Origin of the sequence: Pseudomonas sp. C6002 (assembly GCF_013385805.1) — a bacterium.
In the GTDB taxonomy this organism is placed as follows: Bacteria; Pseudomonadota; Gammaproteobacteria; order Pseudomonadales; family Pseudomonadaceae; genus Aquipseudomonas.
In genome coordinates this window covers 102,646-127,818 of the sequence record NZ_JACAPH010000018.1, presented here as the reverse complement: position 1 = coordinate 127,818, position 25,173 = coordinate 102,646, and the positions used below count along the sequence as shown (strand labels likewise).

At 61.1% G+C, this 25,173-nt stretch carries 26 protein-coding genes; 11 read left to right on the top strand and 15 right to left on the bottom strand.

Annotation, left to right across the window (positions count from 1 at the left end; genetic code table 11):
* Window positions 1-30: 30 nt before the first annotated feature.
* The gene (locus HX817_RS12995) at window positions 31-579 is read right to left on the bottom strand and encodes a hypothetical protein (protein ID WP_003210682.1); all 549 of its coding nucleotides are present in this window, start codon (window positions 577-579) and stop codon (window positions 31-33) included.
* Window positions 580-600: 21 nt separating this feature from the next.
* Here HX817_RS12995 and HX817_RS12990 point away from each other — a divergent pair, with 21 nt between their 5' ends.
* Both HX817_RS12990 and HX817_RS12985 read left to right on the top strand, forming a co-directional pair.
* On the top strand, window positions 601-2,655 hold the full coding sequence (locus HX817_RS12990) for a S9 family peptidase (protein ID WP_177040338.1): 2,055 nt from the start codon (window positions 601-603) through the stop codon (window positions 2,653-2,655).
* An 82-nt stretch (window positions 2,656-2,737) separates the two neighbouring features.
* A complete protein-coding gene (locus tag HX817_RS12985) occupies window positions 2,738-3,211 on the top strand; it encodes a cyclic nucleotide-binding domain-containing protein (RefSeq protein ID WP_177040337.1) in 474 nt (157 codons plus the stop codon).
* Here HX817_RS12985 and HX817_RS12980 read toward each other — a convergent pair.
* Complete coding sequence (locus tag HX817_RS12980; RefSeq protein WP_003210679.1) at window positions 3,208-3,495, bottom strand: hypothetical protein; 288 nt, start codon at window positions 3,493-3,495, stop codon at window positions 3,208-3,210. The two genes, HX817_RS12985 and HX817_RS12980, sit on opposite strands and share 4 nt — an antisense overlap.
* A 78-nt stretch (window positions 3,496-3,573) precedes the next feature.
* Here HX817_RS12980 and HX817_RS12975 point away from each other — a divergent pair, with 78 nt between their 5' ends.
* Window positions 3,574-4,260 (top strand): spermidine synthase, encoded by a 687-nt coding sequence (locus HX817_RS12975; RefSeq protein ID WP_003210678.1) that lies wholly within the window; start codon window positions 3,574-3,576, stop codon window positions 4,258-4,260.
* A 22-nt stretch (window positions 4,261-4,282) separates the two neighbouring features.
* On the opposite strand, the gene rarD is transcribed toward HX817_RS12975, so the two are convergent.
* Together rarD and HX817_RS12965 are read right to left on the bottom strand one after the other, a co-directional pair.
* Window positions 4,283-5,167: an EamA family transporter RarD gene (gene rarD, locus HX817_RS12970; protein WP_023659097.1), complete on the bottom strand. Its 885-nt coding sequence runs from the start codon at window positions 5,165-5,167 to the stop codon at window positions 4,283-4,285.
* 573 nt (window positions 5,168-5,740) lie between these two features.
* Complete coding sequence (locus HX817_RS12965; protein ID WP_177040336.1) at window positions 5,741-6,655, bottom strand: ParB/Srx family N-terminal domain-containing protein; 915 nt, start codon at window positions 6,653-6,655, stop codon at window positions 5,741-5,743.
* 148 nt (window positions 6,656-6,803) lie between these two features.
* Here HX817_RS12965 and HX817_RS12960 point away from each other — a divergent pair, with 148 nt between their 5' ends.
* From HX817_RS12960 to HX817_RS12950, 3 genes are all read left to right on the top strand, one after another.
* A complete protein-coding gene (locus HX817_RS12960) occupies window positions 6,804-7,178 on the top strand; it encodes a YajD family HNH nuclease (RefSeq protein WP_003210675.1) in 375 nt (124 codons plus the stop codon).
* Between the two features lie 235 nt (window positions 7,179-7,413).
* Window positions 7,414-7,881, top strand: a complete 468-nt coding sequence (locus HX817_RS12955) for an RNA methyltransferase (RefSeq protein WP_003210674.1) — start codon at window positions 7,414-7,416, stop codon at window positions 7,879-7,881.
* A gap of 69 nt (window positions 7,882-7,950) precedes the next feature.
* Complete coding sequence (locus HX817_RS12950) at window positions 7,951-8,301, top strand: DUF2892 domain-containing protein (RefSeq protein WP_003210673.1); 351 nt, start codon at window positions 7,951-7,953, stop codon at window positions 8,299-8,301.
* 106 nt (window positions 8,302-8,407) lie between these two features.
* Here the strand turns inward: HX817_RS12950 and HX817_RS12945 are convergent, their stop codons facing one another.
* Together HX817_RS12945 and HX817_RS12940 are read right to left on the bottom strand one after the other, a co-directional pair.
* Complete coding sequence (locus tag HX817_RS12945) at window positions 8,408-9,646, bottom strand: hypothetical protein (RefSeq protein WP_177040335.1); 1,239 nt, start codon at window positions 9,644-9,646, stop codon at window positions 8,408-8,410.
* A gap of 12 nt (window positions 9,647-9,658) precedes the next feature.
* Window positions 9,659-10,108: a YcgN family cysteine cluster protein gene (locus HX817_RS12940; RefSeq protein WP_003210671.1), complete on the bottom strand. Its 450-nt coding sequence runs from the start codon at window positions 10,106-10,108 to the stop codon at window positions 9,659-9,661.
* Window positions 10,109-10,261: 153 nt separating this feature from the next.
* Here HX817_RS12940 and HX817_RS12935 point away from each other — a divergent pair, with 153 nt between their 5' ends.
* The gene (locus tag HX817_RS12935) at window positions 10,262-10,861 is read left to right on the top strand and encodes a nitroreductase family protein (RefSeq protein WP_008437924.1); all 600 of its coding nucleotides are present in this window, start codon (window positions 10,262-10,264) and stop codon (window positions 10,859-10,861) included.
* Between the two features lie 80 nt (window positions 10,862-10,941).
* On the opposite strand, the gene HX817_RS31310 is transcribed toward HX817_RS12935, so the two are convergent.
* The 7 genes from HX817_RS31310 to HX817_RS12905 all read right to left on the bottom strand — a co-directional run bounded on the left by HX817_RS31310 (window position 10,942) and on the right by HX817_RS12905 (window position 19,302).
* Complete coding sequence (locus HX817_RS31310; RefSeq protein WP_256348727.1) at window positions 10,942-12,318, bottom strand: hypothetical protein; 1,377 nt, start codon at window positions 12,316-12,318, stop codon at window positions 10,942-10,944.
* Complete coding sequence (locus HX817_RS31305) at window positions 12,288-14,327, bottom strand: hypothetical protein (RefSeq protein WP_256348726.1); 2,040 nt, start codon at window positions 14,325-14,327, stop codon at window positions 12,288-12,290. The genes HX817_RS31310 and HX817_RS31305 overlap by 31 nt, the downstream gene beginning before the upstream one ends.
* Window positions 14,328-14,536: 209 nt before the next feature.
* On the bottom strand, window positions 14,537-15,469 hold the full coding sequence (locus HX817_RS12925; RefSeq protein ID WP_003210668.1) for a D-2-hydroxyacid dehydrogenase: 933 nt from the start codon (window positions 15,467-15,469) through the stop codon (window positions 14,537-14,539).
* 117 nt (window positions 15,470-15,586) lie between these two features.
* Window positions 15,587-15,880, bottom strand: a complete 294-nt coding sequence (locus HX817_RS12920) for a YcgL domain-containing protein (protein WP_003210667.1) — start codon at window positions 15,878-15,880, stop codon at window positions 15,587-15,589.
* Window positions 15,877-17,010: a ribonuclease D gene (gene rnd, locus HX817_RS12915; RefSeq protein ID WP_177040334.1), complete on the bottom strand. Its 1,134-nt coding sequence runs from the start codon at window positions 17,008-17,010 to the stop codon at window positions 15,877-15,879. The genes HX817_RS12920 and rnd overlap by 4 nt, the downstream gene beginning before the upstream one ends.
* Before the next feature lie 122 nt (window positions 17,011-17,132).
* The gene (locus tag HX817_RS12910) at window positions 17,133-17,783 is read right to left on the bottom strand and encodes a class I SAM-dependent methyltransferase (protein WP_003210665.1); all 651 of its coding nucleotides are present in this window, start codon (window positions 17,781-17,783) and stop codon (window positions 17,133-17,135) included.
* A gap of 145 nt (window positions 17,784-17,928) precedes the next feature.
* A complete protein-coding gene (locus tag HX817_RS12905; RefSeq protein WP_177040333.1) occupies window positions 17,929-19,302 on the bottom strand; it encodes a glutamine synthetase family protein in 1,374 nt (457 codons plus the stop codon).
* A 387-nt stretch (window positions 19,303-19,689) separates the two neighbouring features.
* Between HX817_RS12905 and HX817_RS12900 the strand changes: the two genes are divergently transcribed.
* The gene (locus HX817_RS12900) at window positions 19,690-20,466 is read left to right on the top strand and encodes a transporter substrate-binding domain-containing protein (protein ID WP_087692574.1); all 777 of its coding nucleotides are present in this window, start codon (window positions 19,690-19,692) and stop codon (window positions 20,464-20,466) included.
* On the opposite strand, the gene cynR is transcribed toward HX817_RS12900, so the two are convergent.
* Window positions 20,441-21,307: a transcriptional regulator CynR gene (gene cynR, locus HX817_RS12895; RefSeq protein ID WP_177040332.1), complete on the bottom strand. Its 867-nt coding sequence runs from the start codon at window positions 21,305-21,307 to the stop codon at window positions 20,441-20,443. The genes HX817_RS12900 and cynR overlap by 26 nt on opposite strands.
* A gap of 112 nt (window positions 21,308-21,419) precedes the next feature.
* On the opposite strand from cynR, the gene HX817_RS12890 reads away from it, so the two are divergent.
* From HX817_RS12890 to HX817_RS12880, 3 genes are read left to right on the top strand one after another with little or no spacing between them, the layout of a single operon-like run.
* Window positions 21,420-22,061, top strand: a complete 642-nt coding sequence (locus tag HX817_RS12890; RefSeq protein ID WP_087692575.1) for a carbonic anhydrase — start codon at window positions 21,420-21,422, stop codon at window positions 22,059-22,061.
* 29 nt (window positions 22,062-22,090) lie between these two features.
* On the top strand, window positions 22,091-22,561 hold the full coding sequence (cynS, locus tag HX817_RS12885; RefSeq protein WP_003210659.1) for a cyanase: 471 nt from the start codon (window positions 22,091-22,093) through the stop codon (window positions 22,559-22,561).
* A 55-nt stretch (window positions 22,562-22,616) separates the two neighbouring features.
* Window positions 22,617-23,456, top strand: coding sequence for a cache domain-containing protein (locus tag HX817_RS12880; RefSeq protein WP_003210658.1), 840 nt, complete (start codon window positions 22,617-22,619; stop codon window positions 23,454-23,456).
* Window positions 23,457-23,600: 144 nt separating this feature from the next.
* Here HX817_RS12880 and HX817_RS12875 read toward each other — a convergent pair whose 3' ends face one another.
* Window positions 23,601-25,112 (bottom strand): MDR family MFS transporter, encoded by a 1,512-nt coding sequence (locus tag HX817_RS12875; RefSeq protein ID WP_008437917.1) that lies wholly within the window; start codon window positions 25,110-25,112, stop codon window positions 23,601-23,603.
* Between the last annotated feature and the right edge of the window lie 61 nt (window positions 25,113-25,173).

The following is a 25,173-nucleotide window of genomic DNA, read 5'->3' as shown; positions in this document are numbered from 1 at the left end:
GCCAGGCTTCTCGATACAGGGCGTACAACGTTAAAGGCGCGGTTCGACCCGCATACCGCTGACAGGTGCCGGGCGACCGTAACGCTCATCGGCGAAGGGTTCGTCGTCATCCTCCGGCTCGGCAGCAGCGGCTGCCGCAGCGGCGGCCTTCTGCTCACGACGAACCCTGGCGGCACGCTCGATGGGCCAGCGGATCAGCACGAACACCAGGTACACGCCGAACGCGATCATGCAATACATGAACAGATCGGAAATCGCCCGCCAGGCGTTGTTGCCGACCTTGAGCACCAGGTCCAGGGCGGTGATGGCCACGGCCGGGGCGAACTGGGTCTTCACCGGATCGACGATGGTCGGGCTGAACAGCAGCACCGCCACCAGCAACCGCAGTGGCTCGCGCAGCCAGCGCCACATCCAGCGGGTCATGGCAAACCACACCAACAGGCAACCCAGGGCTGCGAAGGCGTAGAGGCCCCAAGCGATCAGATAGTCGTTCTCGGTCATGGTGTCCATGGCAAGGTAGGCAAACAGGCCGCTATGATAACGGCTTTTCAGTGCCGAGGCTGCAATGCCGTCGGCCAACCGCCAGACAGAGAGTGATCCATGCCCCCATCGACCCACATCACTGCCGCCCCGATCGCCCGCAAGGCCCCAGGCACCGACCCGTATGCCTGGCTGCAAGCGCGTGACAGCGCCGAGGTGCTCGATTACCTCAAGGCGGAAAATGCCTGGCAAGAAGCACAATTGTCCGACCAGCAGGCGCTGCGCGAGACCCTGTTCGAGGAGATCAAGGGCCGCATTCTCGAAACCGACCTGTCCCTGCCCTCGCCCTGGGGCCCGTACCTGTATTACACCCGCACCACCGCCGGCGACGAATACGCCCGCCACTACCGCTGCCCGCGCCCGGCGGACGACAGCCAACAGGTCGACGAAAGCGCGGAAGAGCTGCTGCTGGACCCGAACGTACTGGCCAATGGCGGCTTTTTCTCCCTCGGCGCCTTCAGCATCAGCCCGGACCACCAGCGCCTGGCCTACAGCCTGGATACCAGCGGCGAAGAGATCTACACCCTCTACGTGAAGGAATTGGCCACCGGCAAGGTCAGCGAACTGGAGTTTGAAGACTGCGATGGCAGCATGACCTGGGCCAACGACAGCCTGACCCTGTTCTTCACCGAACTGGACGACACCCATCGCCCGCACAAGCTGTATCGCTATCGCCTGGACGGCACTGCCGCCGAAGAAGTGTTCCACGAGCCTGACGGACGTTTCTTCCTGCACTGCTACCGCTCCAGCTCCGAGCGTCAGTTGCTGCTGGCCCTGGGCAGCAAGACCACCAGCGAGATCTGGGCCCTGGACGCCGAAAAGCCGCAGCAGGCGTTTACCTGCATGGCGCCACGGGTCGAAGGCCATGAATATGACGTCGACCACGGCAAGCTGGACGACCAGTGGACCTGGTTTATCCGCAGCAACCGTGACGGCATCAACTTTGCGCTGTTCCAGGCGGCCGACACCGGCAGTGTGCCGACCCAGGACGACTGGCTGAACCTGATCCCCCACGACGACGCGGTAATGCTCGATGGCGTAAGCCTCAATGCCCGGGCCATGACCCTGAGCCTGCGGATCGGCGGCCTGCCGATCATCGAAGTGCACCCACAGGGGCAAGCCGCTTATCGCGTGGAGTTACCGGACGCGGCCTACAGCCTCTATGTGCAAAACAGCCTGGAATTTGCCAGCGACAAGATCCGCCTGCGCTATGAGGCCCTGAACCGCCCGGCCCAGGTTCGTCAGCTGGAACTGGCCGGCGGCGCACAACAAGTGCTCAAGGAAACCCCGGTGCTGGGTGTGTTCAACGCCGACGACTACGTCAGCCAACGCCTGTGGGCAACGTCGGCCGATGGCACTCAGGTGCCGATCAGTCTTGTCGTCCGACGCGATCAGTTGGGTAAGCCGACGCCCCTGTATCTGTACGGCTACGGCGCCTACGGCCACAGCCTCGACCCGTGGTTCTCCCACGCCCGCCTGAGCCTGCTGGACCGTGGCGTGGCCTTCGCCATTGCCCATGTACGCGGCGGTGGCGAACTGGGTGAGGCCTGGTATCGCGGCGGCAAGCAGGAGCACAAGCAAAACACCTTCAGCGACTTTATCGCGTGCGCCGAACACTTGATCGCCCAGGGCCTGACCACCTCCAAGCAACTGGCCATCAGCGGCGGCAGCGCCGGTGGCCTGTTGATCGGCGCGGTGCTCAATCAACGCCCGGAGCTGTTCCAGGCGGCGATTGCCGAAGTGCCGTTCGTCGATGTGCTCAACACCATGCTCGACCCCGAGTTGCCGCTGACCATCACCGAATACGACGAATGGGGTAACCCTGAAGAGCCGGAGGTGTATGAGCGGATCAAGGCCTACGCGCCGTACGAAAACGTCAGCGCCCAGGCCTATCCGGCCACGCTGGTGATCGCCGGCTACAACGACAGCCGCGTGCAGTACTGGGAAGCGGCGAAGTGGGTGGCCAAGCTGCGCGACACCAGGACCGACGACAACCTGTTGCTGCTCAAGACCGAGCTGGGCGCCGGCCACGGCGGCATGAGTGGTCGTTACCAGGGATTACGTGACGTAGCACTCGAATATGCATTTGTTTTCAAGGCGCTGGGGCTGATTTAAGGAACTCCGCCTGGCGGGCCGGTCTGAACACTTGACCGCCGGGCGCGCCCTGCACGATTTATGGACAAAGACTGTAAGCCTCATGCCAGAACCGACCTTACTCAATAACGAAATCCGCGACATGCTGATGGATTGCGGCCTGTTCGACCCGTTGCTGCCGGAAGACTTCCACGTAGCGGCGGGCTATTTAAACATCAGCAGCATCGCCCGCGATGAGGTGATTTTCCTCGAGGGCGACGCGGGCACCTTCATGTGCATCATTCACTCAGGCCAGGTGGCGGTGCAGAAGACCAACCATGCAGGCCAGCGCCTGACTATCGCCACCTTGCGCAGCGGGCGGACCTTTGGCGAGATGGCTGTGCTGGACGGCGAGCGCCGCTCCGCCAGCTGTATGGCGGCCAGCGATTGCGTGCTGTTGAACCTGGGCAAGGATTCCCTGGAAAAGATGCTCAACGATGCACCGAAAATCGCGGCCAAGATCATTCGTGCGATTGCTATCGCCCTGTCCAGGCGCCTGCGCATGGCAGACGGGCAATTGCTGTCCCAGCAGTTTTAGCCGCCTGGGGTCTTGGGCTTGATGTCGTTTTGCTGCAAGCCGGGGATCGTCTGGTCCTTCGGCGGCGCGGGCAGCACGATCGGCGCCAACAATGGCTCACCGCTGCCGGCCGCCTTTGGTGTCGCCGGTGGCGTGACTTGCGGGTAAGGCGTGGGCGTTGCAGTACCCGGTGAACCCGCCGTGGGCGCGGGGGTAATCGGCACGGTTTGCGACTCCTGAGCCTGGGCCACACCGCCAAGGGCGAGCGCGCTCCACACAATGACCGTTAGAATGCTGCACTTCATCGATGGCTCCATGGCCTGACCGTAAAGTCGTAAGGCTACTCCCAACCGCGCAAGAATGCCCTTCCCAATGAGATTTCCATGAAACGTTTCGTTCTGCTGGACACCACCCCGATCCCCGACAACGGCGGTGCCTTGTGCCTGTTCGAATACGGTGAGGATTTTGTCATCAAGATTCAGGGCGGTGACGGTGGCCAGTTGATGAACACGCGCATGCACGGTTCCGAGGATGCGCTGGCGGAGATTCCGTGCCGCAAAGTCGCCGGTCGGCCCGGCTCCAGGGTGTTGATTGGCGGCCTGGGCATGGGTTTTACCCTGGCGGCAGCGCTCAAGCATTTGGGCAAGACTGCCGAAGTGGTGGTTGCCGAGCTGGTGCCCGGCGTGGTCGAGTGGAATCGCGGGCCCCTGGGGGAAAAGTCCGGCCGCCCGCTGCTGGACCCGCGCACCGTGATCCGTCTGGAAGACGTGGCCAAGGTGCTGCAGGCCGAGCCCCAGGGGTTTGACGCGATCATGCTGGACGTCGACAACGGCCCCGAAGGCCTGACGCAAAAAGCCAACAGCTGGCTGTATTCCGCCGGTGGCCTAAGCGCCTGCGCCAAGGCGCTACGGCCCAAGGGCGTGCTGGCGGTATGGTCGGCCAGCGCCGACAAGCAGTTCAGCGACAAACTGCGCAAGGCCGGCTTCAAGGCCGAGGAAGTGCAAGTGTTTGCCCATGGCAACAAGGGCACGCGGCATACCATCTGGATTGCTGAAAAGCTCAAGGGCTAAGCATTAACTGCGTGGGTTGAAGTCAGATCGACCGGCGCAGTCGATTCAAATGCCTCAAGCCTTCCAGCACCAACACCACCACCGCCAGCCAGATCGGCAGGTAGGTCATCCATTGGCCCGGTTTGAGAGCGTCTCCCAGCATCAGCGACACGGCCACCAGCAGCACCGGTTCCGCGTAACTGAGCAAACCGAACAGGCTGAACGGCAACAGCCGGCTGGCCAGGATGTAGGAATAACCCGCCGCCGCGCTGACCAACCCCATGAGTGGCACCAGCCAATAGAGCGCCGGGCGCTGCGCCAGGGTCTCGTTGATGGGCTCACTACCGAGGACGAACCACAGCGCGACCGGAATCATCAGCATCATGTCCAGCCACAGCCCGCCGAGGTTGTCGGTGCCACAACGCCTGCGCAGCACGAAATACAGCGGATAACCGACGCACACCACCAGGGTGGTCCAGGAGAACCCGCCCGTGCGATACAGCTCGTTGGCCACGCCCACCGCCGCCAGCGCAGCGGCAATTTTTTGCAGATGGGAAAGGCGTTCGCCGTAAACGATGCGCCCGGTGATGACCATGGTCAGCGGTAACAGGAAATAGCCCAGCGACACATCCAGGCCGTGGCCATTGAGGGGCGCCCACATGAAGATCCACAACTGCACACCCACCAGGGCACTGGTGAGCACGACACAAGGCAGCAATGCGGGTTTCTCCCGCAGACGCTTGTAGATCAACGGCACCCACTTCCAGTCTCCGGAGAGGCACAGCAGCAACGTCATGAAGGGCAACGAGATGAGCATTCGCCAGCCAAATATCTGCTGGCCATTCAAGGGTTCAAGAAGGGAGGTAAAGAAATACAGCACACCAAACAGGAAGGAAGCGGAAACCGCCAGAACAACGCCTTTAGACACAACAGCCTCTACAAAAAATTGCATGTATTCAATTGAAGCGGGCCGTTGCATTCACGCAGTGTGAATGTCAGCGAGATGAACATCAGAAGTTTATTAACGGGCACCATAAACTTATAACTTGCACAGGACACTTATCCCGAATCATCAAGTTATAACAACAGGGTAACGCGTCGATTTTTTATTATTTGCACGACGATCATCAGACACTTCAACCACCCGACTTCGGTTATTGGAAGCAGTACGCTCTGGATGAGCGCTTCTGATTTGAAACGCCACAACGTCAACCATGGGGGTTGATATCGTGAAAGGAAAGCCCGGCTTGCGGGAAACTGACAGTCGCCAGGAAAGACCTGACGTATTGACTACCTGACGCCACCACAGAACACACTAACGGCAGTAGGCCAAGAGGCGCCACATTAAACAAACTGGCAAAGTTAGTCCAACACTTTATCACCCTGAAGCCAATTAAATGCCCCACGGCATTTAAATCGATATCTGCCGGATCTTTACTGTATATTCAGCCGTTATACGCCCGACAGAAACAGCACAAGGCCGCCCCTGCCGGTTCGTCACTTAGTTACTTCTACTGTCGATAACGTAGGGCACTTTCTTCTTGAACGTATCGTTCAGTTCTTTGCGGTCAAGTGACGTGAAGCCGCCCAACTGCCGGGCGCTGAAGCCGCTGTCTCCTACCGGTGCCTCGGGCGCCAGGCTGACCATGCGCTTGGCTACCGCCTCGATTGCCTTTTCATACCCGCCTTGCTTGTTCAGGTTGAACGCGCCGAGGTCAATCTGCGTGCGCAACCACCCTCCCCAGTAAAACTCCAGGAATTCCGGCACCACCTCACCAGAGGTCGGCTTGCCGTAGGACGCCTTGCGGGAGAAGTAAACCAGGCTGCGGAACATATCGTCGCCGAGGTCCTTGAAGCCCAGGTGTGTCGGAATTTGCTCAGGCGTGATGGTCTTGCCCTGGCCGTCCTTGAGCCAGACCTTGCGGCCCTGCTCCATACGTTTCCAGAAAGTCACCAGGTCGGGACTGTCGCTGAAGTTATCGGTGACCCGCACCCACATCTTCAGTTTGGCGCCGGCACCTGGCTGCTCCCACAAGGTACTGAACGAGTGGTGGCCGTCAGTGAGGTACAACTGGCCAGCGGGGCCGACCACCACGGTTTTCATGTCCGCCGGGTGGGCGCCTACCGGGTCTTTGCAGGTGAAGCTGCCCGGCTTATGCAGATCGGCATCTTCAGGCACCTTGTCGACACCGCCCTGGCCGTTGGTTTCACAGTATTCGTCGAACACTTTTTTGGGCGACTCGGCAAATACCCCCAGCTTGTAATGTATCTGATCAAAACCGATGACGGCCTGGGTAGGGTGGAGCTGCTCCAGCGCCACATTGATCACCTGGCCTGGCTGGGGCGTGGAAAACGCCTGGACCTGAACACTGACGGCGCACAACAGCAGCGCCCACAACCATGAATGCATCCGCATGAGTACCGCTCCTTATGAATTCAGTTCGTCGATACTACAAACAATCCCCCTCACCGGCATGACTGCGCCTGAAAAAGCCGGAGGTTTATTAGCCCGCAAGCAGCTAGAATCAACGCTATCCGTGATCCACTAAAAGACAGGAGCCATGATGAGCTCGACCAACCCGCCCTCCCACACCGCCAAGCTGGACCGCATCCTCGCCGATGCCCAGCGCGACCGGGAAATGGGCTACCGCGACAAAGCCCTGAAGATGTACCCCCACGTGTGTGGCCGCTGCGCCCGTGAATTCGCCGGCAAGCGCCTGAGCGAACTGACCGTGCACCACCGCAACCACAACCATGACGACAACCCCCAGGACGGCTCCAACTGGGAGTTGCTGTGCCTGTATTGCCACGACAACGAACACTCGCGTTATACCGACCAGCAGTATTTCGGCGAAGGCTCCACCAGCAGCCCGACGATCGCCAAGGCGACGCACAACCCGTTTGCGGCGTTGGCCGGGTTGATGAAGAAAGACGACTGAAGCGATGTAATGAACGACCTGCTGTGGGAGATGGCTCGCAGTGGGAGAAGGCTTGTTGTGGCGAGGGAGCTTGCTCCCGCTGGGCTGCGTAGCGGCCCCACGTTTTTTGGGAGCGCTTCGCACTCCAGCGGGAGCAAGCTCCCTCGCCACAGTGTTGCAACACGTGCCGCTCAAACTGACCGCCTTTCGAGCAATCCCCGTATAATCGCGGTTTTTCTCGAAGGCACCCTTTCCCGTGGGCAATAAACGCTACAGCTGCATCGGTCTGTACAACCCCAAATCCCCCGAAAACGTCGGCTCGGTGATGCGCGCCGCCGGCTGCTACGGCGTGGCCTCGGTGTTCTACACCGGCAAGCGCTATGAGCGGGCCCGGGACTTTATTACCGACACCAAGAAGGTCCACCACGACATTCCGCTGATCGGTATCGACGACCTGAAAAAGATCCTGCCCCTGGGCTGCATCCCGGTCGCCGTCGAGCTGGTGGAAGGCGCCCGCCCTCTCCCCGAATACACCCATCCGGACCGTGCGCTGTATATCTTCGGTCCGGAAGACGGCTCCCTCGACAAAGAGATTCGCGACTGGTGTGAAGACGTGATCTACATCCCGACCACCGGTTGCATGAACCTCGCCGCCACCGTCAACGTGGTGCTTTACGACCGTCTGGCCAAGGGCAACAACACCCGTTCGGGCCCCAAATACTGATTTTTTGGGAACATCCGCGGCCTGTGTGCAGTCAGCTGCATATCAATCAGCCCTTGTTGGAGACAGATCATGAGCGACAGCAAAACCCTGCGACCCGTTATCCGGTCCACCCCGTTCGAGCCCCAACCCACGCAAAACGTCCAGGGCTGGGAACGCATCGGCTCCCTGGCTGGCGGTGTGGTGATGATGGGCAAAGGCCTGCGCCGTGGCGGCTTTTTCGGTTTGATCCAGGTGGCGATTGGCGGCGTAGCGCTGGCACGCGGGATCAGCGGGCATAGCTCGGCGAAAGAGTTGCTGGAGCGCAGCCGCCAGGAAATGAACAGCGTGCGAACCAAGATCGAACGCGCCGGTGAGGAACTGAAAAACCTCAAGACCAAGGCTGAAGTGGCGGCTGAAAACGCCAGCAAAACTGTGGGTTAACCCCGATCAAAAGTGGGAGCGGGCTTGCTCGCGAAAGCGGAGTGTCAGTCACTGACTGTGTTTCTGATACACCGCTTTCGCGAGCAAGCCCGCTCCCACCTTGGTTTCAGTGCAGCAGTTTGGTATCGAGTACTACCGACGACTCGCCAATAATGCTCTCCCCCAGCTGCACGAATTCCTTGGTGCTGATGCTGTTCAGGCGCATCACCGCCTGGGTCAAATCATCCAGCGAACGCTTGTTGTGGGTTTTCACACGAATCTCGCGGTCCAGCTCCTGCAACAACACCACCGCTCGTGAGACGGTCGCGCTATTGGCGTGCTCGACCCGCAGGGTGGTCACGTCCTTGCCTTCGCTGGCCAGCCGGGCCTGCAGGGCGGCATAACGATCTTCGCTGATCCCCCCTGCGCGGCGCATCAGCTCAATGGCGTAGTACTGCGCCAAGCCCTCGCTGATCCAATCGCTGCCCTGATGGTCGTTGAAGCGGCCGATAGCCTGCACCACTTCACGGATCAACGGGCTGCTGCCGTTCTCGCTGACCAACGGCGTACGGCTGTTGAGGTAGATCGAGTCCCGCGCCGAATACGCACCGCGGCGCATCGGGTCACTGGCGCCCACCACCAGCAATTTCGCCGGGTGCCGTGGGAATGCCGCTTGCACTTGCGGCCAGACAAACGTCAGCAAGGTCAGCACATCCATGCGATGCATGCCTTGCCCTTTGGGCGACGCCACGGTGATTTCGGTTTCCCCCAGGCGCATCCTGCGACTGCCCAGCGTACCCGCGAGCATCCAGCCGGTGGGCCGGTCAAACAGGCGGGAAACGTTATCGATGCGGAATTTGTTCTTGCCGATGCGCGGCCAGGACGTCTCGACGCTTTTCCAGCCGGCAGGCAGTTCAAACACCAGGCGCGACACCAGTTCAATACCGTCCTGTTGATCCAGACGTGCAGTGGGCACCAGGTCTTCGCCGCGAAACAGCGCCCAACTCGGGGTCATCCGCGCTTCATAGACGCCTTTCTTGCGGGCGTGGGTGAGGCGTACACGGTAGGTCAGGCTGGCCTTGTCGGCACTCGGTTGCCACAGGCCGCGGCTGTCACCCGGGGTATTGCCCGGCAACACTTGCCACTGGCCATCGGCCTTGAAGTCGCTGTAGTCGCCGTCGCGGCCCAGGTCGAAGTTGAGGCTGCGCACCGCCGAGCCCTGGGACAGGCTCAGGCGCACTTCTGCCTGATCACTTTGGGGCAACAGCTTGACGTGATAGTCCAGGTCAACTTTCTTCGCCGCCCACGCCGGCGCACTCAATACCAACAACAGCAGGCTCGCCGCCAGCCTGGCTCCAACCGTCATACACACTCCTTCTCAGCCTGCTCGAAAAATCAGGTAATCCTCCCAGTCATCCTCGGGCACGCTGCCTTCGCTGAGCATGCGCCCGGACTGGGAAATGCGTTCCTGGTGCACAGCGTCGCGATCGCCGCAGACCAGGTGGTGCCACAGCGGCAAGTCCTTGCGCTCGCTGACCAGCCGGTAACCGCAGGTGGGCGGCAGCCATTTGAACTGGTCGGCCTGGCCCGGAGTGAGCTGGATGCAATCGGGCACCGAGGCGCGACGGTTGGGGTAATCGGTGCACTGGCAGGTTTTCAGGTCCAGCAGTTTGCAGGCGATGCGCGTGTAGTAGACGCTGTTGTCGTCTTCATCCTCGAGCTTTTGCAGGCAGCACAGGCCGCAGCCGTCGCACAACGACTCCCACTCATCCTGGTCGAGTTGTTCGAGGGTTTTGCGGATCCAGAAAGGTTCGACTTTGGCGGCCATGGCTCTACATCAATATCGGTATGTTAAAAGGCCGCCAGTCTAGTGCCCATGGCCCCCGGGGCCAAGCGCTTACGACTGTCGGTAGAACAAGACTTGTCAGCCACCCGGCGGCGAAGTAGTTTTGAACCCCGGTTTTTCATCAGGATCAGCCCAATGAGCAGCAACCCACGCGTCGCCGACTATCCGATCCACCCACAATTCACCGACCGCTGGTCGCCGCGCGCCTTCACCGGCGAAAGCATCCCGGTGGACACCCTGTTGAGCTTCTTCGAAGCCGCGCGCTGGTCACCTTCGGCCTACAACTCGCAGCCATGGCGTTTTCTCTATGCGCGCCGCGACACGCCGAACTGGGAACGTTTCCTGGGCCTGCTGAACGAATTCAACCGTGGCTGGGCACAGCATGCCTCGGCCCTGGTGATCGTCGCGTCGAAGACGACCTTTGCCGTGCCTGGTGCCACCGAAGAAACCCCGGCCCTGTGGCACACCTTTGACACCGGCTCGGCCTGGGGCCACCTGGCGCTGCAAGCCAGCCTCAGCGGCTGGCACACCCACGGCATGGCCGGTTTCGACCAGGAACTGACCCGCAAGGAACTGAAGATTCCTGAAGGTTACGCCCTGCACGCTGCGGTGGCGATTGGCAAGCTCGGCGACAAATCGACCCTGGCCGACTACCTGCAAGCCCGGGAAACCCCGAGCCCGCGTCGTCCATTGAACGAGCTGGTGTCCGAAGGCGACTTCAACCACCAGGACTGAACACGCTCTGGCAGTCGTTGACGGTCACGTCAAAACCCTGCTGCTGCGATCACAGCAGGGTACACCCGCCACAAGTGCAGCTATGCCTTGGCGATCAGCGCGTAATAGGCCCTGCGCAGCTCGTCTCGATCACGCTTGTACATACTGGCGAGAAACGGTGTCATGTCTTCAAGACCGTTTGCGTTCAAGTCCACTGGATAGATTTTATTATCCCTCGCTGAATACAGGAAATTACTTAACTGCAGATCGTTGTGGTAAAGATTTTTCTGTTCCATGCGCCGAAATGCGTCATCCAGTAAAAGCCTGGCCTCTGGGGGCAAACTTCCCCTTGCCAGGGTATTTACATCCACCCCGTCCAGCTTGCCCATTTTCAAATAACGGCGACCATTTTCAAATATCGTGGTTGCAAAGCCGTCACCGTAATAGCTGTTCAGGCACAGGGTCTCGTTATCGACAAAGTCGTCGGCAGAAGTCATGGATGAAGGGCCATAGTCCTTATAGACACTTTTCCCGTCGAGACTGTCGTAGATCGTCCCCTCACCGCCCCCGCCAATTTCCGGCCCCAGGTCTGATGCCACAGAAGGCCGGTTACCGCCGCGTGCCCCCAGGCGCTGCCATTGGTCCCCCTGAAGGTGCTGCACCAGCAACGGCGTTTGCCGGTTGTTGTGATAAATCTGCGCCTGTACGGCACCGTCGGCGGTGCGAGTCACTTGCCGCACTTCGTAGACCGCAGTGTTGCCGGCAGTATCGGTATGGCGGATGTGGGACAAGTGACCGTCCGCCGCCACATAGATCCCCTGACTGTTGCGCGCAAGCCCGGCTATTTTCGATTCGGCCACGCTGTAGTCGCCAAGCAACCGGTTGTTCAGGGCGCTGCCCGGCTCGGCAGGCGTGGTGATGATCGCCCCATCCATCGCACTCGTTTTTGCGGTGAAGCCTTCAAGAGGGCTGCCGTAAGGCCGGATCCTGTCCACATCAAACGCATACCATCGACCGTTCTGGAGTACCGCGCCTCCATCAACGCTTTGCCCGGCGACCTTGAAGGTACCCGTCGCTGCTGCGTCATAGTGTTTACTGGCAGCCTTCAACAGGTCATAGCTGCCGCTCGCGCCCCTGAGCTTGTTGACCACCTCTGCACCCGTGGCGCGTACAAAGTTGGCGCCTTTGCCCAGCAACCGGGCACCGCCCGCGACCAGTTCGCTGAAGCCATCCAATGGGTTGAATGCTTGAATGGCAGCCACACCGATGACTTTTGCCACTTGAATGGCCTTGGCGGCGGCGCTCGCGACCTTGGCTCCCGCCTTCGTGACTTTCGCCGCCACACCCGCGCCCGCCGTGACAAAACCAAAGACATCCAGCGCCAGGTCACTGGCCCCTTCCAGGTGGTTGCCCCTGGAAAAATTCACGATGGCTGACCTGAGCGGAATCAGGTCAAGAAAAAGTGGGTGACGTTCCACTCGGTTGCCATTTGTTTATCGAATGAGGTGACACCCCGGGCATAGGTTTTTATATCATCACTGTCGAGATCAAGATGCTCAACAAAGGCATCGGCGATGTGCTGGGTTCGCGCACTGGAAAAACTGGGGGGCGGCGTTGACAAGCCGTCCTGGCTCTTTTGGCCAAGGGCAGCCTCGCTCACGGTCTTGGGCTTGAAGGGCTCCGTCTTGAACTCCTTGTTGGCCTGCCGCTCGCGTTTTGTTGTTAACTCCGAGGTCGGCACCGACTTGATTGCACCTGCGTTCAAATCAATTTCATAAACAGTGTTGCCATTCCTTCCGGTGGCCTTGACCCACAGTTTGTTTTCCGCGCCCTGGCGTTTTTTAGAGGTGAAGTCGAGGCCCAGTTCATAAGTGTTTTTCTGAAAAAACTCGAGCTTTGCAAACTCCAGGTTTTCCCGGTCAACCAAGGGCAGTGTTGCGACAAGGTGCCTGATGACGCTGCGAACCCCTTGCTGGCGAGAAGTGATTGCTTGTTCAAATTCTTCGTTGAAGATTTTGTTCACGCTGAAATCCAGGCTCTTGCCTTTGATTGCCTCGGCAATGCTCGGGTCCCTGGTTTCCCATGGGTATTGGCCAAGTCCGCTCATGGCGATGTCCAACAACGAGAAAAGCCCGCCGGGCGCCCGGTTCGGATCATAAAGTGGTTGGGCTGACGGTTGTTTCGAGTCAACGACCTTCAGTCGTTTCTCTTCAAAAGGTACGTGTTCGCCAAACCGCTCCTTCAAATGGGCCAACGCAATGTCTTTACGGCTTGGAATCTCCGCTTCCAACAAACCGGTAGCCGCAAGCGTCGACTTCAGTTGTGCGTTGAATGCCGTCCTTGCACGGTCTATCTCATCGTCGCTGTAACGATCACCTGGCTGGCATGTGACGATCCCGTTGACCACGGCCCAGTCCACCAATGCCGCCTTTTGTGCATGTTCGGCGGCGGCTCGATTCGTCAGGATCGCGTTTTCCGCGCTGGACATGACTTGGGCAAAGGTCATGTGCGCCACCTTTCCGGGGAACTGCGCCTCTATGGCCGCCGCTGCGACCGCGAGACTTACCCAGGCCGGGCTGCCGTAGGTCACGCGGTCGGGGATGTCCTTGATCAAAAACTCGGGCGCCTTTCGTGCCAGTAACAAATAGGCGCCGGCCTTGGCCATCTCGGGACTGGTCTGGTGATTTTCGTGCAGGAAAGTGCTCAGGCGCTCGAGCACTGCCGAAGCCGGCCTGCCCCAGTGGGCGTGTTGCGCGAGGTCGAAACCTGCCACACGGTTACGGTGCGGCGCCGTAATGGACTCGGGATCCAGCAGCAGGTGGATTGCGCTCAGTACGTATTCGTTCACGCTGGCATCGGTGGCGACGCCCCCGAGCTGATCCCGGATGGCTTGCCCCAGTGCCTGCCCGCGGGTGGAGCCGACGAGGGTTTCGAGTGCCTTGGCAGGATCAGCCAATGCCTCGCCCGACAACGGCTGGTTCGCGTTCAGATATTCCAGTACACCCACGCTTGCGCCGATGTGTGGTGCATTGGGGTTCTGGCTGCCATAGTCGGTAGCCGCCGCCAGTACCCTGCGCTGTTCAGCGGCGCTCAAGGGAACAGGCCAGGACAACCCACCGCCAAAATTGCCGAGCGGATGCTCCAGTGCCCTGTCACTCACCGCATGGGCATGACCGGTCAGCTGAAAATGATTGGTGGGCAACCCCAAGCCGATACTTCCGAGAAAGGTCTCTACCGTCGCCGCTTTACCCGCCTGGGTCGGGTAGGACGAGTCGGGGTGTATTTGCATCGGTGTCGTTTGCAGCGCGGCCAGCACCGCTTGAGGGCTGGCATTCACCCCAAGACGGCTGGCGATTTCGTTGAGCTTCTGGCCCAGTGTCCGCAGATTCTCGCGGTCGCCCAACGCCGCGGTGAGACCGGATTGCCGGGGGACTGGAGCGAGGGCCTGCGTATTGCGATCGGCCGTAGCACCCAGAGCAGAGGGCAATAGAGGGAGCGCCGCCGGCTCGGTAGAAAGCGGGGAAAGTTGCGGAGTTACCCGTGGAGGGAGAGACACAGTGCCAGCATTCAACATGAGAATGTACCCATCTGGAGAGGGGTACGAGCCTCACATACGGCCTGCGAAACGAACATCTGATTAGTGTTTGCAGAAATTTGTAAGCGCCCGGCAACACGCGTTGCCGGGCCTTCGCGCTGTCAGTAACCGCGCTCGAAACTCACTTCGCCGCGCAACGTTTCCTGCGCCTGGTACGCGCGCAAATTCTCGACAAATAATTGCACCATCATCCCCGGCGAAGTCGGCGCCGAGCTGTGCCCGGTCAGCAGCAAGCCCCAGGCGGTCCAGAACGGATGGCGCTGGGGCAATGGTTCCTGACGGCAAACGTCAATCACCGCGCCGGCCAGATGGCCTTCCTTCAACGCTTCCACCAGGTCTGCATCGACCACCGCCACGCCGCGCCCGACGTTGATGAACAACCCGGTCGGCTTGAATTGCTTGAACAGCGCCGCATTGTACAAATCGTGGGTGTTCGGTGTGTTAGGCAGCAGGTTGACCACGTAGTCCACCTCACCCACCAGGCGCGGCAACGCGTCGAGGCCGGCAACTTCGACAAACGGCGCCTGCTCACGGGCCTCACTGGCAATGCCGTACAGCTCAACGCCAAACGGCTGCAGGAATTGCGCAACGCTGCGGCCGATATCACCGGTACCGACGATCAGCACTTTGCGCCCCGCCAGGCTCTGGCCCATGCGGTTATCCCACTTGCGCTCGACCTGGCTGACCAGCCGCGCCAGCACTTCACGCTCATGGCCAAGCATGTAAGTCAGCACGTATTCGGCCATCACCTGGCCAAAAATGCCCACGGCGCGGGTCAGGCGGTAATCCCGCGGCAGGCCGTCGGCCAGCAGCGGCGTAATGCCGGCCCAGGTGGATTGCAGCCATTGTGGCTGGTGCCCCTGGCGCAGCAAGGTGGCCAGAAGATCCGGCTGGCCCAGCCACACCGGGCAATCGGCCGCCAGGCGCGACAATTCGGCGGAGTCGCCGCTGGTCATGACCTCAAGGTCCGGCGCCGCTTCGCGCAGCAGCCGGGCGTACAGCGGGTGATCGTGTTCAGCAATCAGAACGCGCATGGTTCAAACCTTTCAAAAACACTGCAGGCGGCCGCCGGTCCAGTTCACTGTACCGTGCGGCCGCCGCCAAAAATTGAATTCCATTGATGAATGTGCCCCGGACGGGGCACTGACCGATCACATCGGGTCATTGCGTCGCAGCAGCTCTTCGGGCAAGTGTTCGATGTACTCGTCCTCGGCCGGCGGCATTTGCAGGTGGTAACCCTGCTTTTCGAGGTTCTCCAGAACCACGGTGATGTCCTCGCGGGACAGCTTGCGCTCCGGGCTCAGCACCAGGTCGAAGGCGTGGTGCGGCTTGCCGAAGGCGGCCAGCAGACTTTCCGGCACGCGCTCCAGTGCATCGCTTTTCAGCACGTAGAGGTACATCTCGTTTCGTTTGAGGCTGCGATAGATGGAGCAGATACGTTTCAAGGCTGTTCTCCGGCAGTGGCCAGGCTGTCCAGCAGCGCCTGGCCCATCAGTTCGCGGCGCCAGCCACGCAGCGAATCTGGCAATTGGTAAGGCCCCTCGGGGTAGCCGCTCTTGACCAGGGCTTCAAGGGTTTTCTTGCGCAGCATCAGTTCCGGCGCCATGTCCAGGCGTTCGGCCTCGGCCTGGCCCAGGGCGCGCAGTTGCTTGATCAGCGTGGCGGCGTCCACCGGCAATGGCTCGGCAACCGCCGGTGGCCACTGGTCCATGGGCACGCTGCCGGCGCGCTTGATCAGGCCCAGCAGGAACTCGCCGTCCTGGCGCACGGTGCGCGGGTGCATGTCTTCGATCTTGCCCAGCGCGGCGAGGTTATCCGGCTGGGATTTGGCCAGGGGCCATAACGAGTGCTCACGGATGATCCGGTTGCGCGGCAGGTCACGGGCACGGGCTTGCTGTTCGCGCCAGGCGCACAGTTCGCGCAATACGGCGAGCTGGGCACGGGAGAGTTTCCAGGCGAGCTTGGCGTCGCGATAAACCTCGTACGGGTCGACTTCGCGGCGCAGGTTGGCCACCAGTTCGGCACCGTCTTCCAGGACCCAGGCGTATTTGTCGTCGGAAAGCTTCGGGCGCAGGCGTGTGTAGACTTCTGCCAGGTGCACCGCGTCTTCGGCGGCGTAGCTGATTTGCGTCTCGGACAATGGCCGCTGCAACCAGTCGGAGCGGGTCTCGCCCTTGGGCAACTCGATATCGAGGACGGCTTGCACCAACCGCGAATAGCCCATGGAGAAACCGAGGTTCAGGTAGGCCGCCGCCAGTTGCGTGTCGAACAACGGCACCGGCAGGCTGCCGGTCAGGCGCAGCAACACTTCCAGGTCTTCGCTGCACGCGTGTACCACCTTGATCACCGCCGGGTTCTCCAGCAAGGCGGCCAGGGGTTGCCAGTTGTCGATGGTCAGGGGGTCGATCAGGTAAGCGCGCACGCCATCACCGATCTGGATCAGCCCGGCAATGGGATAAAAGGTGTCGACCCGCATGAATTCGGTGTCGAGGGCGACGAATGGCAACTGCTGCCATTTGGCGCAGTGCTGGCCGAGGCTATCGTTGTCGCAGATCCAGTGAATATCGATGGCCACACGGCTCTCCCTTGAAGAATGGCGCGCAGTATATATCGCGAAAGGGAGTTGCGAGCATTCGCAGTACAGCATCCGCCATGAAAACTCTTATAGGAGCTGAAGAATAGTCCGACAGTCGGTACTTATCCTCTCTTACGCAGGACATACACCCGCCACATGGCTGAGCCGGGCATGAACTCCTGTTGACCGAGGACCTTGAAACCCGCCAGGCGAAACTCCGCCTCCACTTGCGCCCGGTGGCTGGCAACTGCCGCCGGGCCAGGCTGCAACGCCCGGTAGCCGCTGTCGCTGTTGACCGAAACAATTACCGTGTCGCGGCTTACCCGATGAAACTCACCGAGCAGGGCCAGGCGCCCTTCTGCCGTTGGCACATGGCGAAACAACTCCAGGCAAAAAATGCAGTCCACCGCGTTGGCCGAAAGGCCGATGGAAAATGCCGAGCCCTGAAAGGTCTTGATCCGCTTGAGCAAGCCCGGCGCGTGGTGGGTACGGGCGTGGTCGAGCATGTCCTGGGAATTGTCCGACGCCAGGATCACCCGGTTGCTGTGCTCGGCCAGCACCGGCCAAAAGCGCCCGGAGCCGCACGCCAGGTCGAGAATCAGCCCTGGCTCGCCGGCGATCTTCAGTGCACGGCGCACCAATTGCTCATCGCGCCACAACCCCAGGCGCCGCAACAGCCCCGGCGGACGCGTGTCGGCGCAGACCAGGGCATGCTGCTGGCCAGCGCGTTCGGCAAATTCAATCTCGATGGAAGACGGCGGTTGCGACGGCATCACACGACTCTGTTAATGGATCAGACATTCGCAGCTTAACCACCGTCTCGTGAAAAAAAGGTCGAAGGATTGTTCGCCGTTAATGCAGAACCAGTATCCAGCCCGCTGCCTGTCTGTTAACTGTCTGTGATCAGCGCCTTCATCTTCAGGCCTGGTGCAGATACCAGCGCCAATCCTGCTCGCCCACCTCGCCCATGAACTGACGGTATTCGGCCCGCTTGACCGCCAGGTACACGCCGAGGAATTCGCCGCCGAACGCCTCCCGCGCCCAAACCGAGCCTTCAAGCGCACGCAAGGTGGTCAGCCAATCGGTGGGCAGCAACTCCTTGGCCTGGGCATAACCGTTGCCTTCCACCGGCGCGCCGGGGTCGCGCTGTTCGCGGATGCCCCGGTGGATACCGGCCAGAATCGCGGCCGCCGCGAGGTACGGGTTGGCGTCGGCGCCGCAGATACGGTGTTCGATATGCCGGGAAAACGCCGGCCCGCCGGGCACCCGCAGCGTGACGGTGCGGTTGTCCACGCCCCAGGTCGCGGCCAGCGGCGCGTAGCTGTTGGTCTGGAAGCGTCGATAGGAGTTGGCGTTGGGGCAGAACATCAGCAACGAGTCGAGCAAGGTGCTGAGCATGCCGCCCACCGCGTGGCGCAACAGCGGCGTGCCGTCGGGCGCTTCGCTGGCAAACAGGTTATTGCCGTCGCGGTCGGCCAGGCTGACGTGCATGTGCATGCCGGTGCCGGCCAGATCGTCAAACGGCTTGGCCATGAAACACGCGGTCATCCCGTGCTTGTGGGCTACGCCCTTGACCAGGCGCTTGTAACGCACCGCCTCGTCCATGGCTTGCAGGGCATCGCTGCGATGTTCCAGGGTGATTTCCACCTGGCCCGGGGCGTATTCGGAAATCGCCGTGCGCGCCGGGATGCCCTGGAGTTTGCAGGCGCTGTAGAGGTCGGCGAGGAACGGTTCGATCTGCTCCAGCTCCCGCAGGCCGTAGACCTGGGTCGAGCGCGGGCGCCCGCCGTCGACATCCCGCGCCGGTTGCGGGCGGCCGTTGCTGTCGGGTTTCTGGTCGAGCAAATAGAACTCCAGCTCCGCCGCCATCACCGGGTAATAGCCGTCGGCCTTGAGGTCGTCAATCACCCTGGCCAGCAGGTGCCGGGGATCGGCCACGGTAGCGGGCATGCCTTCGGTGGGGTGCATGCTGACTTGCACTGCTGCCGTCGGGATCAGGCGCCACGGCATGCGCTGCAAACTGCCGCTGACCGGGTAAGCGCGGCAGTCGATATCACCGACTTCCCAGACCAGCCCGGAGTTCTCCACGTCGTCGCCATTGATGGTCAGGCCGAGGATGGTACTCGGCAGCGGCCGGCCACTTTCATAGACCGCCAGCAGTTCATCGCGGTGCAGCAGTTTGCCGCGAGGCACACCGTTGTTGTCGAGGATGAACAGCTCGAACATCTCGATATCCGGGTTCTGCTCAAGAAAGGACTGGGCTTCGTGCAGGGTGGCAAAGGGCGTGTTCATGGGCATTCTCATACGTTCGCGTCAGGCAGGCGCGCGGGCGCTGCCGGGCAGATGCGCGGGGCATCCATTCGGGCAAATCAACGTAGGAGAAAGGTGTCCGGTGGGCGCGCGTGGCGGCAGTGCCAGAGCGCCCAGAAGGCGAGTTCGGAAGGGAGGGCATCAGCGGTGACTCGACGACCATCCGGACGGCTGGACGCGGTGGCGCCTGGCGATGTCTCAGGGTGTGTGTCGGGGGAACCGTCCATGCGGGATTCACAATAAAGAGATGCCGGGCAGCCTCACACGCGAGGTTAAGCCGTTAAATCCAGTCTTGATGGAGTTTGGTTGTGCCGTGGCTAAACATTTGCAAATAATGGCGGCCCTGCCCATGCCCAAGGACCCGACCGCATGAAAGCATTGCTGACCCTTTCCCTGCTGGCCGGCCTGTCTGCCCAGGCCCTGGCCGACAGCCCTGCGTCGCGCCTGGATGAAGTGCTCCAGCGCGGCGAAATGAGCGTCTGTACCACCGGCGACTACAAGCCCTACAGCTATTTACGCCCGGACGGCAGCTACGAAGGCATCGACATTTCGATGGCCCAGTCGCTGGCCAAGAGCCTTGCGGTGCAGGTGAAGTGGGTGCCGACCACCTGGAAAACCCTGATGCCGGACTTCCTGGCCCAGCGCTGTGATATTGCGGTGGGTGGTATTTCAGTGTCCCTGGAGCGGCAGAAAAAGGCGTTTTTCAGCCAACCATTGGGCGTCGACGGCAAGATCCCGCTGGTGCGTTGCGCCGATGTGCAGCGCTATCAGACGGTGGAGCAGATCAATCAGCCGCAGGTACGCGTGATCGAGCCTGCGGGCGGCACCAATGAAGTATTTGCGCGGGCGCATTTGGGCAAGGCACAACTGACGCTGTTCCCGGATAACGTGACGATTTTCGAGGAACTGCTGGCGAACAAGGCGGACGTGATGATCACCGACGCCAGCGAGGCGCGGTATCAGCAGAAGCTCAAGCCGGGACTGTGCGCGGTGAATCCCGAGCGGTACATGCAGTACAGCGAAAAAGCGTTCCTGCTGCCCCGCGATGATGTCGCATGGAAGAGTTACGTGGACCAGTGGCTGCACTTGAGCACGGTGACCGGCGTGTATGACGGCATCATCAATCAGTGGCTGGCTGCGCCCTGACCAGCTCGACAAACGCCCTGCACGCCGCACTGCGATAGCCTCCCCTGCGGCTGAGCAACGCCGCCGTGCGTTGCGGCAACGGCGGGCTCAGCGGCACCGCCTGCAACCCCGGCTGCACCTGGGCAATCGCGCTGGGCAGGATGGTCGCCAACTGCGTATTTCGTACGATTTCGATAATCGCGCTGATGGAATTGGCCTCCATGGTAATCAGCGGTTTCACCGCCTGGCTGCGAAAATACTCATCGATATAGCGACGCGTGGCGAAGCCGGCATTCAGCAGCACCAACGGCTGCTGGAGCCACGACTGTCGATCAATGCCGGGATGACCGGCGCTCACCACTACGCTCAACGCCTCGACAAACACCCCTTCACACTCGATATCCGGCAAATGCTCGCCGGTAAAACCGATGCCGATATCCAGCAAATCCTCCGTCAGTGCCGCCTCCATGCGGTCCTGGGTCAGCTCCTCGACACTCACTGTAATCCCCGGATACAGCCCGTTAAATCGCGCCAGCAGCGGCCCGATCAGGTAAGCGGTAAATGTCGGCGTCATCGCCAGGCGCAAGCTGCCACGGCTCAGGTCCTGCACGTCATGCATGGCGCGGGTGCCGGCCTGTAGATCCTGCAAGGCCAGGCGCGCAAACCGCACATAGGCCTCGCCTGCATCGGTCAGGCTGACGCTTCTGCCGGAACGGTCCAGCAGTGGCGCACCGAGAGTGTCTTCCAGTTGCCGGATCTGCTGCGACAAGGTCGGCTGCGACACATGCAGCGCCTCCGCCGCCCGGGTGAAATTACGGTGCTCGGCAACGGCCAGCAGGTAGCGGATATGACGCAGCAACATGGAAGGCGCTCCAACTATAGGCATGACTTATAGAAACCATAATAAGCCGGTCTTGGACGCTATAGCTGAAAACTTCCATCCTTGCCCCATCAGCGACGCAAGGAGAACCACCATGCAAGATCTCATCGACGGCTTTCGCAAGTTCCAGGGTGAAGCCTTCACCCAACGCAGCGACCTGTTCAAACACCTGGCTACCACGCAAAACCCCGGCACGTTGTTCGTGTCTTGTTCCGACAGCCGCGTAGTCCCGGAACTGCTGACCCAGCAGGAACCCGGTGACCTGTTTGTGATCCGTAACGCCGGCAACATCGTCCCGTCCTACGGGCCGGAGCCTGGCGGCGTGTCGGCCACCGTCGAATACGCAGTGGCCGTTCTCGGCGTCAGCGACATCGTGATCTGCGGCCACTCCGACTGCGGCGCCATGACCGCGATCTCCACCTGCAAATGCCTGGATCACTTACCCGCCGTGGCCAACTGGCTGCGCCACGCCGAGTCGGCCAAGGTGATCAACGCCGCCCGCACTCACGCATCGGATGCCGACCGGTTGAACTCGCTGGTACGGGAAAACGTGGTCGCCCAACTGGCCAACCTCAAGACCCACCCTTCCGTGGCCCTGGCCCTGGAACAAGGCCGGCTGAGCCTGCACGGCTGGGTCTACGACATCGAAAGCGGCGCCATCGACGCCCTGGATGGCCGCAGCGGGCGCTTCGTGTCGCTGCTCGACCACCCGGCCACCCGTGCCTACGCCGCCTGAACCTTATTCAAACCCAAGAGGACATCACCATGCTGCAATCCCAATTCGCCCAATCCCCACGCCTGGCCCTGGCCGACACCGTCATCGACATCAAGGCGCGCAAGAACCTGTCATGGCAGGACCTCACCGACGGCACCGGCCTGAGCCTGGCGTTCGTTACCGCCGCCCTGCTCGGCCAGCATCCGCTGCCCAAGGACGCTGCCGATGTGGTCTGCGACAAGCTTGGCCTCGACCAGGACGCCAGCCGCCTGCTGCAAACCGTGCCCCTGCGCGGCAGCTTTCCGGGCGGCGTGCCGACGGACCCGACCATGTACCGTTTCTATGAAATGCTGCAGGTCTACGGTTCGACCCTCAAGGCCCTGGTGCACGAACAATTTGGCGACGGCATCATCAGCGCGATCAACTTCAAGCTGGACATCAAGAAGGTCGAAGACCCGGACGGCGGCTCCCGCGCGGTGATCACCCTGGATGGCAAATACCTGCCGACCAAACCGTTCTGATTTGCCGGCAAACCGTCTACGCTCTTGGCACACCAACAAGAACGAGGGACGGGTAATGAAGGCAATGCTCCGAGCCACCTGGCTGCTGCTGTTATGTGTTGGCCAGGTGCACGCCGCCACCGCTGAGGAGGCGGATGCCCAAGCTGCCAAGGCCTTGCTGGAAAAGGCCTTGGCGTATTACCAGACGAATGGTGACAAGGCTTTTGCGGCGTTCAGCCGCCAGGGTGAATTCGTCGACCAGGACCGTTACGTGTTCGTGGTCAACACCAAGGGCGTGCTGCTGGCGAGTGGCGGGCCCTCTTCCGCGTTGATCGGGCGCAATGTTTCCGAGGTACTGGGGCCGGATCTGAACAAATCGTTCAAGGAGGCGTTGGCGGTGCCGGAAGGCAGTGGCATCCAGCAGGCCGATTACCGGTGGCAGAACTGGAATGACGGCAAGGTGGAGCGCAAGCATGTGTATTACCAGCGCGTCGGGCAGCGGATTTTGGCCGTTGGCTACTACCTGCCGCGGGCGACGCCGGAACATGCCAGAGCGCTGCGAAACAAAGCCGTCAAGGCGCTGGAGAAAGACCCGGTTGGAACGCTCAAGGCGATCAACGCCATGCAGGGTGGTTTTCTACAGGACGATTTGTATGTGTTTGTGGTTGACCTCGACACCCAGCGCTACGTGGCCCATGGCACGACTCCGCGGTTGGTGAATACGGATTTCAGCAAGATCAAGGATCCCGACGGGAAGCCGGTGGGTGAGCCGATCCTGGCGGTCATGGCCGAGCAGGATCAGGGGGAATACAAGTACCGCTGGAAAAATCCGGTGACCGGAAAGGTTGAGAACAAGCATGCGTATTTGCGCAAAACCGGACATTTCATGGTGGCTGTGGGGTATTACAGCCCGTGAAGGTCAGCTATTTAAATGCTGGAACGCAATCGAATGTGGGAGCGGGCTTGCTCGCGAATGCGGTGTATCAGCCAACCTATTTATCAGCTGACAGACCGCATTCGCGAGCAAGCCCGCTCCCACATTTAATCTTCATTGGTCCAACTATTTGGCCTTGTCTTCCCGCCCCCGCAACACCCGATTAGGCATGGCAATCGCCGCCGCCAACCCCAACAACGACACCCCGGCACTGACCATCAGCAAATGCCTGAAGGTAATCAACAACTCCCCCCGCAAGGCATCCTGCGCCGGCCCAGGCGCCGCATTCAAGCCATCCAGCAGCACATTCCCCGAACTCCCTTCCGCGACCAGCGCCCCACTGGCCAGGTGCGCAAAACTGGAGTCCTGCAACAACGCCAGCAACAGCGCCGACATGCATGCCACCCCAACCGCACCACCCAGGGAACGGAACAGGTTGGTGGTGCTGGTCGCCACCCCGATATCCCGCTGCTCCACCGAGTTCTGCGTACCCACCAGGGAAGTCGGAAACTGCATCCCGGCGGCAATCCCGCACAGCAACATAAACAGACTGGTGACCGCCACCGCCTGAGGCGCACTCAACGCCATGCCGAAAATCGCGATCGGGCTCAAGAAGGCGCCAATCAGGATCATCGGTTTATAACGCCCGGTCACCGAGGTCATGCGCCCGGCAAAATACGCCCCCATCGGCAAACCCATCGCCAGCGGCAGCAAATGCAAGGCGGCACTGTCGGCACCGGAACCGGTGACGGTCTGGTAGCGCAGCGGCATCAGCACCGTCAGGGAAATCGCCTGGAAACTGGTAAAGAAAATCGTGCACCAGCACAACACCGCGCTGCGGTTGGCAAACAGGTGCATCGGCAACAAGGGCTCCCGCGCCCGACGCTCGTGCCACACAAACACCGTCAACGCCACCACGGCACAGACCAACAGCCCCAGCACTTCATCGTCGCGCCAATGATGGCCCTGGCCGATTTCGGTGATACCCAGCAACAGCGCCGTCAAACCGACGATCATCAGCACAGTGCCGAGGTAGTCGATCACCGGCTTGCGTTGCGGCACCGGCAGCCCCACCAGCGTGCGATGGGCCACCCACCAGGCGCCCGCGCCCAGCGGCAGGTTGATCAGGAACACCCAGCGCCACGACAGGTACTCGGTCATGTAGCCGCCCAACACCGGGCCGGCCACGCTCGCCACCGCGTACATGCTGCTGAAGTAACCCTGGTAGCGCCCGCGCTCACGGGGCGGAATAATGTCGCCGATAATCGCCTGGCTGACCGAAATCATCCCGCCAGCACCGATGCCCTGGAGGATCCGCGCCAGCACCAGTTGCTCCATGCTCTGGGCCATGCCGCAGAACAGTGACGCGAGGGTGAACAGCCCCATGCCGATCAGCATCATTGGCCGGCGCCCGTACAGGTCGCCGAGCTTGCCGTAGATCGGCACGGCCACGGTCATTGCCACCATGTAGCCGGAGATCACCCAGGCCAGCAGGTTGACGTCATGGAACTGGGCGGAAATCGCCGGCATGGAGACGGCGACGATGGTCTGGTCCAAAGCCCCGAGAAAGATCGCCATCATCAAGGCGACAAGGACACTGCGCACGGCGGGTGTGGCGGGCTGATTGAGGTTGGTCACGGCAGAACCTGCGAGCAAGGGCCCGCGGGAAAAGGAGGCCCACGGGAATGCTTGTCAGTGT

Coding starts and splice junctions, on each gene's coding strand:
- HX817_RS12940 (WP_003210671.1), bottom strand. CDS start 10,108: ATGGCCGCCAAAGTCGAACCTTTCTGGATCCGCAAAACCCTCGAACAA.
- HX817_RS12935 (WP_008437924.1), top strand. CDS start 10,262: ATGAGCAGCAACCCACGCGTCGCCGACTATCCGATCCACCCACAATTC.
- HX817_RS12960 (WP_003210675.1), top strand. CDS start 6,804: ATGAGCTCGACCAACCCGCCCTCCCACACCGCCAAGCTGGACCGCATC.
- cynR (WP_177040332.1), bottom strand. CDS start 21,307: ATGTTGCTGCGTCATATCCGCTACCTGCTGGCCGTTGCCGAGCACCGT.
- HX817_RS12905 (WP_177040333.1), bottom strand. CDS start 19,302: ATGAACACGCCCTTTGCCACCCTGCACGAAGCCCAGTCCTTTCTTGAG.
- HX817_RS12925 (WP_003210668.1), bottom strand. CDS start 15,469: ATGCGCGTTCTGATTGCTGAACACGATCACCCGCTGTACGCCCGGCTG.
- HX817_RS12880 (WP_003210658.1), top strand. CDS start 22,617: ATGAAGGCAATGCTCCGAGCCACCTGGCTGCTGCTGTTATGTGTTGGC.
- HX817_RS12890 (WP_087692575.1), top strand. CDS start 21,420: ATGCAAGATCTCATCGACGGCTTTCGCAAGTTCCAGGGTGAAGCCTTC.
- HX817_RS12985 (WP_177040337.1), top strand. CDS start 2,738: ATGCCAGAACCGACCTTACTCAATAACGAAATCCGCGACATGCTGATG.
- cynS (WP_003210659.1), top strand. CDS start 22,091: ATGCTGCAATCCCAATTCGCCCAATCCCCACGCCTGGCCCTGGCCGAC.
- HX817_RS12910 (WP_003210665.1), bottom strand. CDS start 17,783: ATGCCGTCGCAACCGCCGTCTTCCATCGAGATTGAATTTGCCGAACGC.
- HX817_RS12950 (WP_003210673.1), top strand. CDS start 7,951: ATGAGCGACAGCAAAACCCTGCGACCCGTTATCCGGTCCACCCCGTTC.
- HX817_RS12900 (WP_087692574.1), top strand. CDS start 19,690: ATGAAAGCATTGCTGACCCTTTCCCTGCTGGCCGGCCTGTCTGCCCAG.
- HX817_RS12980 (WP_003210679.1), bottom strand. CDS start 3,495: ATGAAGTGCAGCATTCTAACGGTCATTGTGTGGAGCGCGCTCGCCCTT.
- HX817_RS12975 (WP_003210678.1), top strand. CDS start 3,574: ATGAAACGTTTCGTTCTGCTGGACACCACCCCGATCCCCGACAACGGC.
- HX817_RS12945 (WP_177040335.1), bottom strand. CDS start 9,646: ATGACGGTTGGAGCCAGGCTGGCGGCGAGCCTGCTGTTGTTGGTATTG.
- HX817_RS12965 (WP_177040336.1), bottom strand. CDS start 6,655: ATGCGGATGCATTCATGGTTGTGGGCGCTGCTGTTGTGCGCCGTCAGT.
- HX817_RS12990 (WP_177040338.1), top strand. CDS start 601: ATGCCCCCATCGACCCACATCACTGCCGCCCCGATCGCCCGCAAGGCC.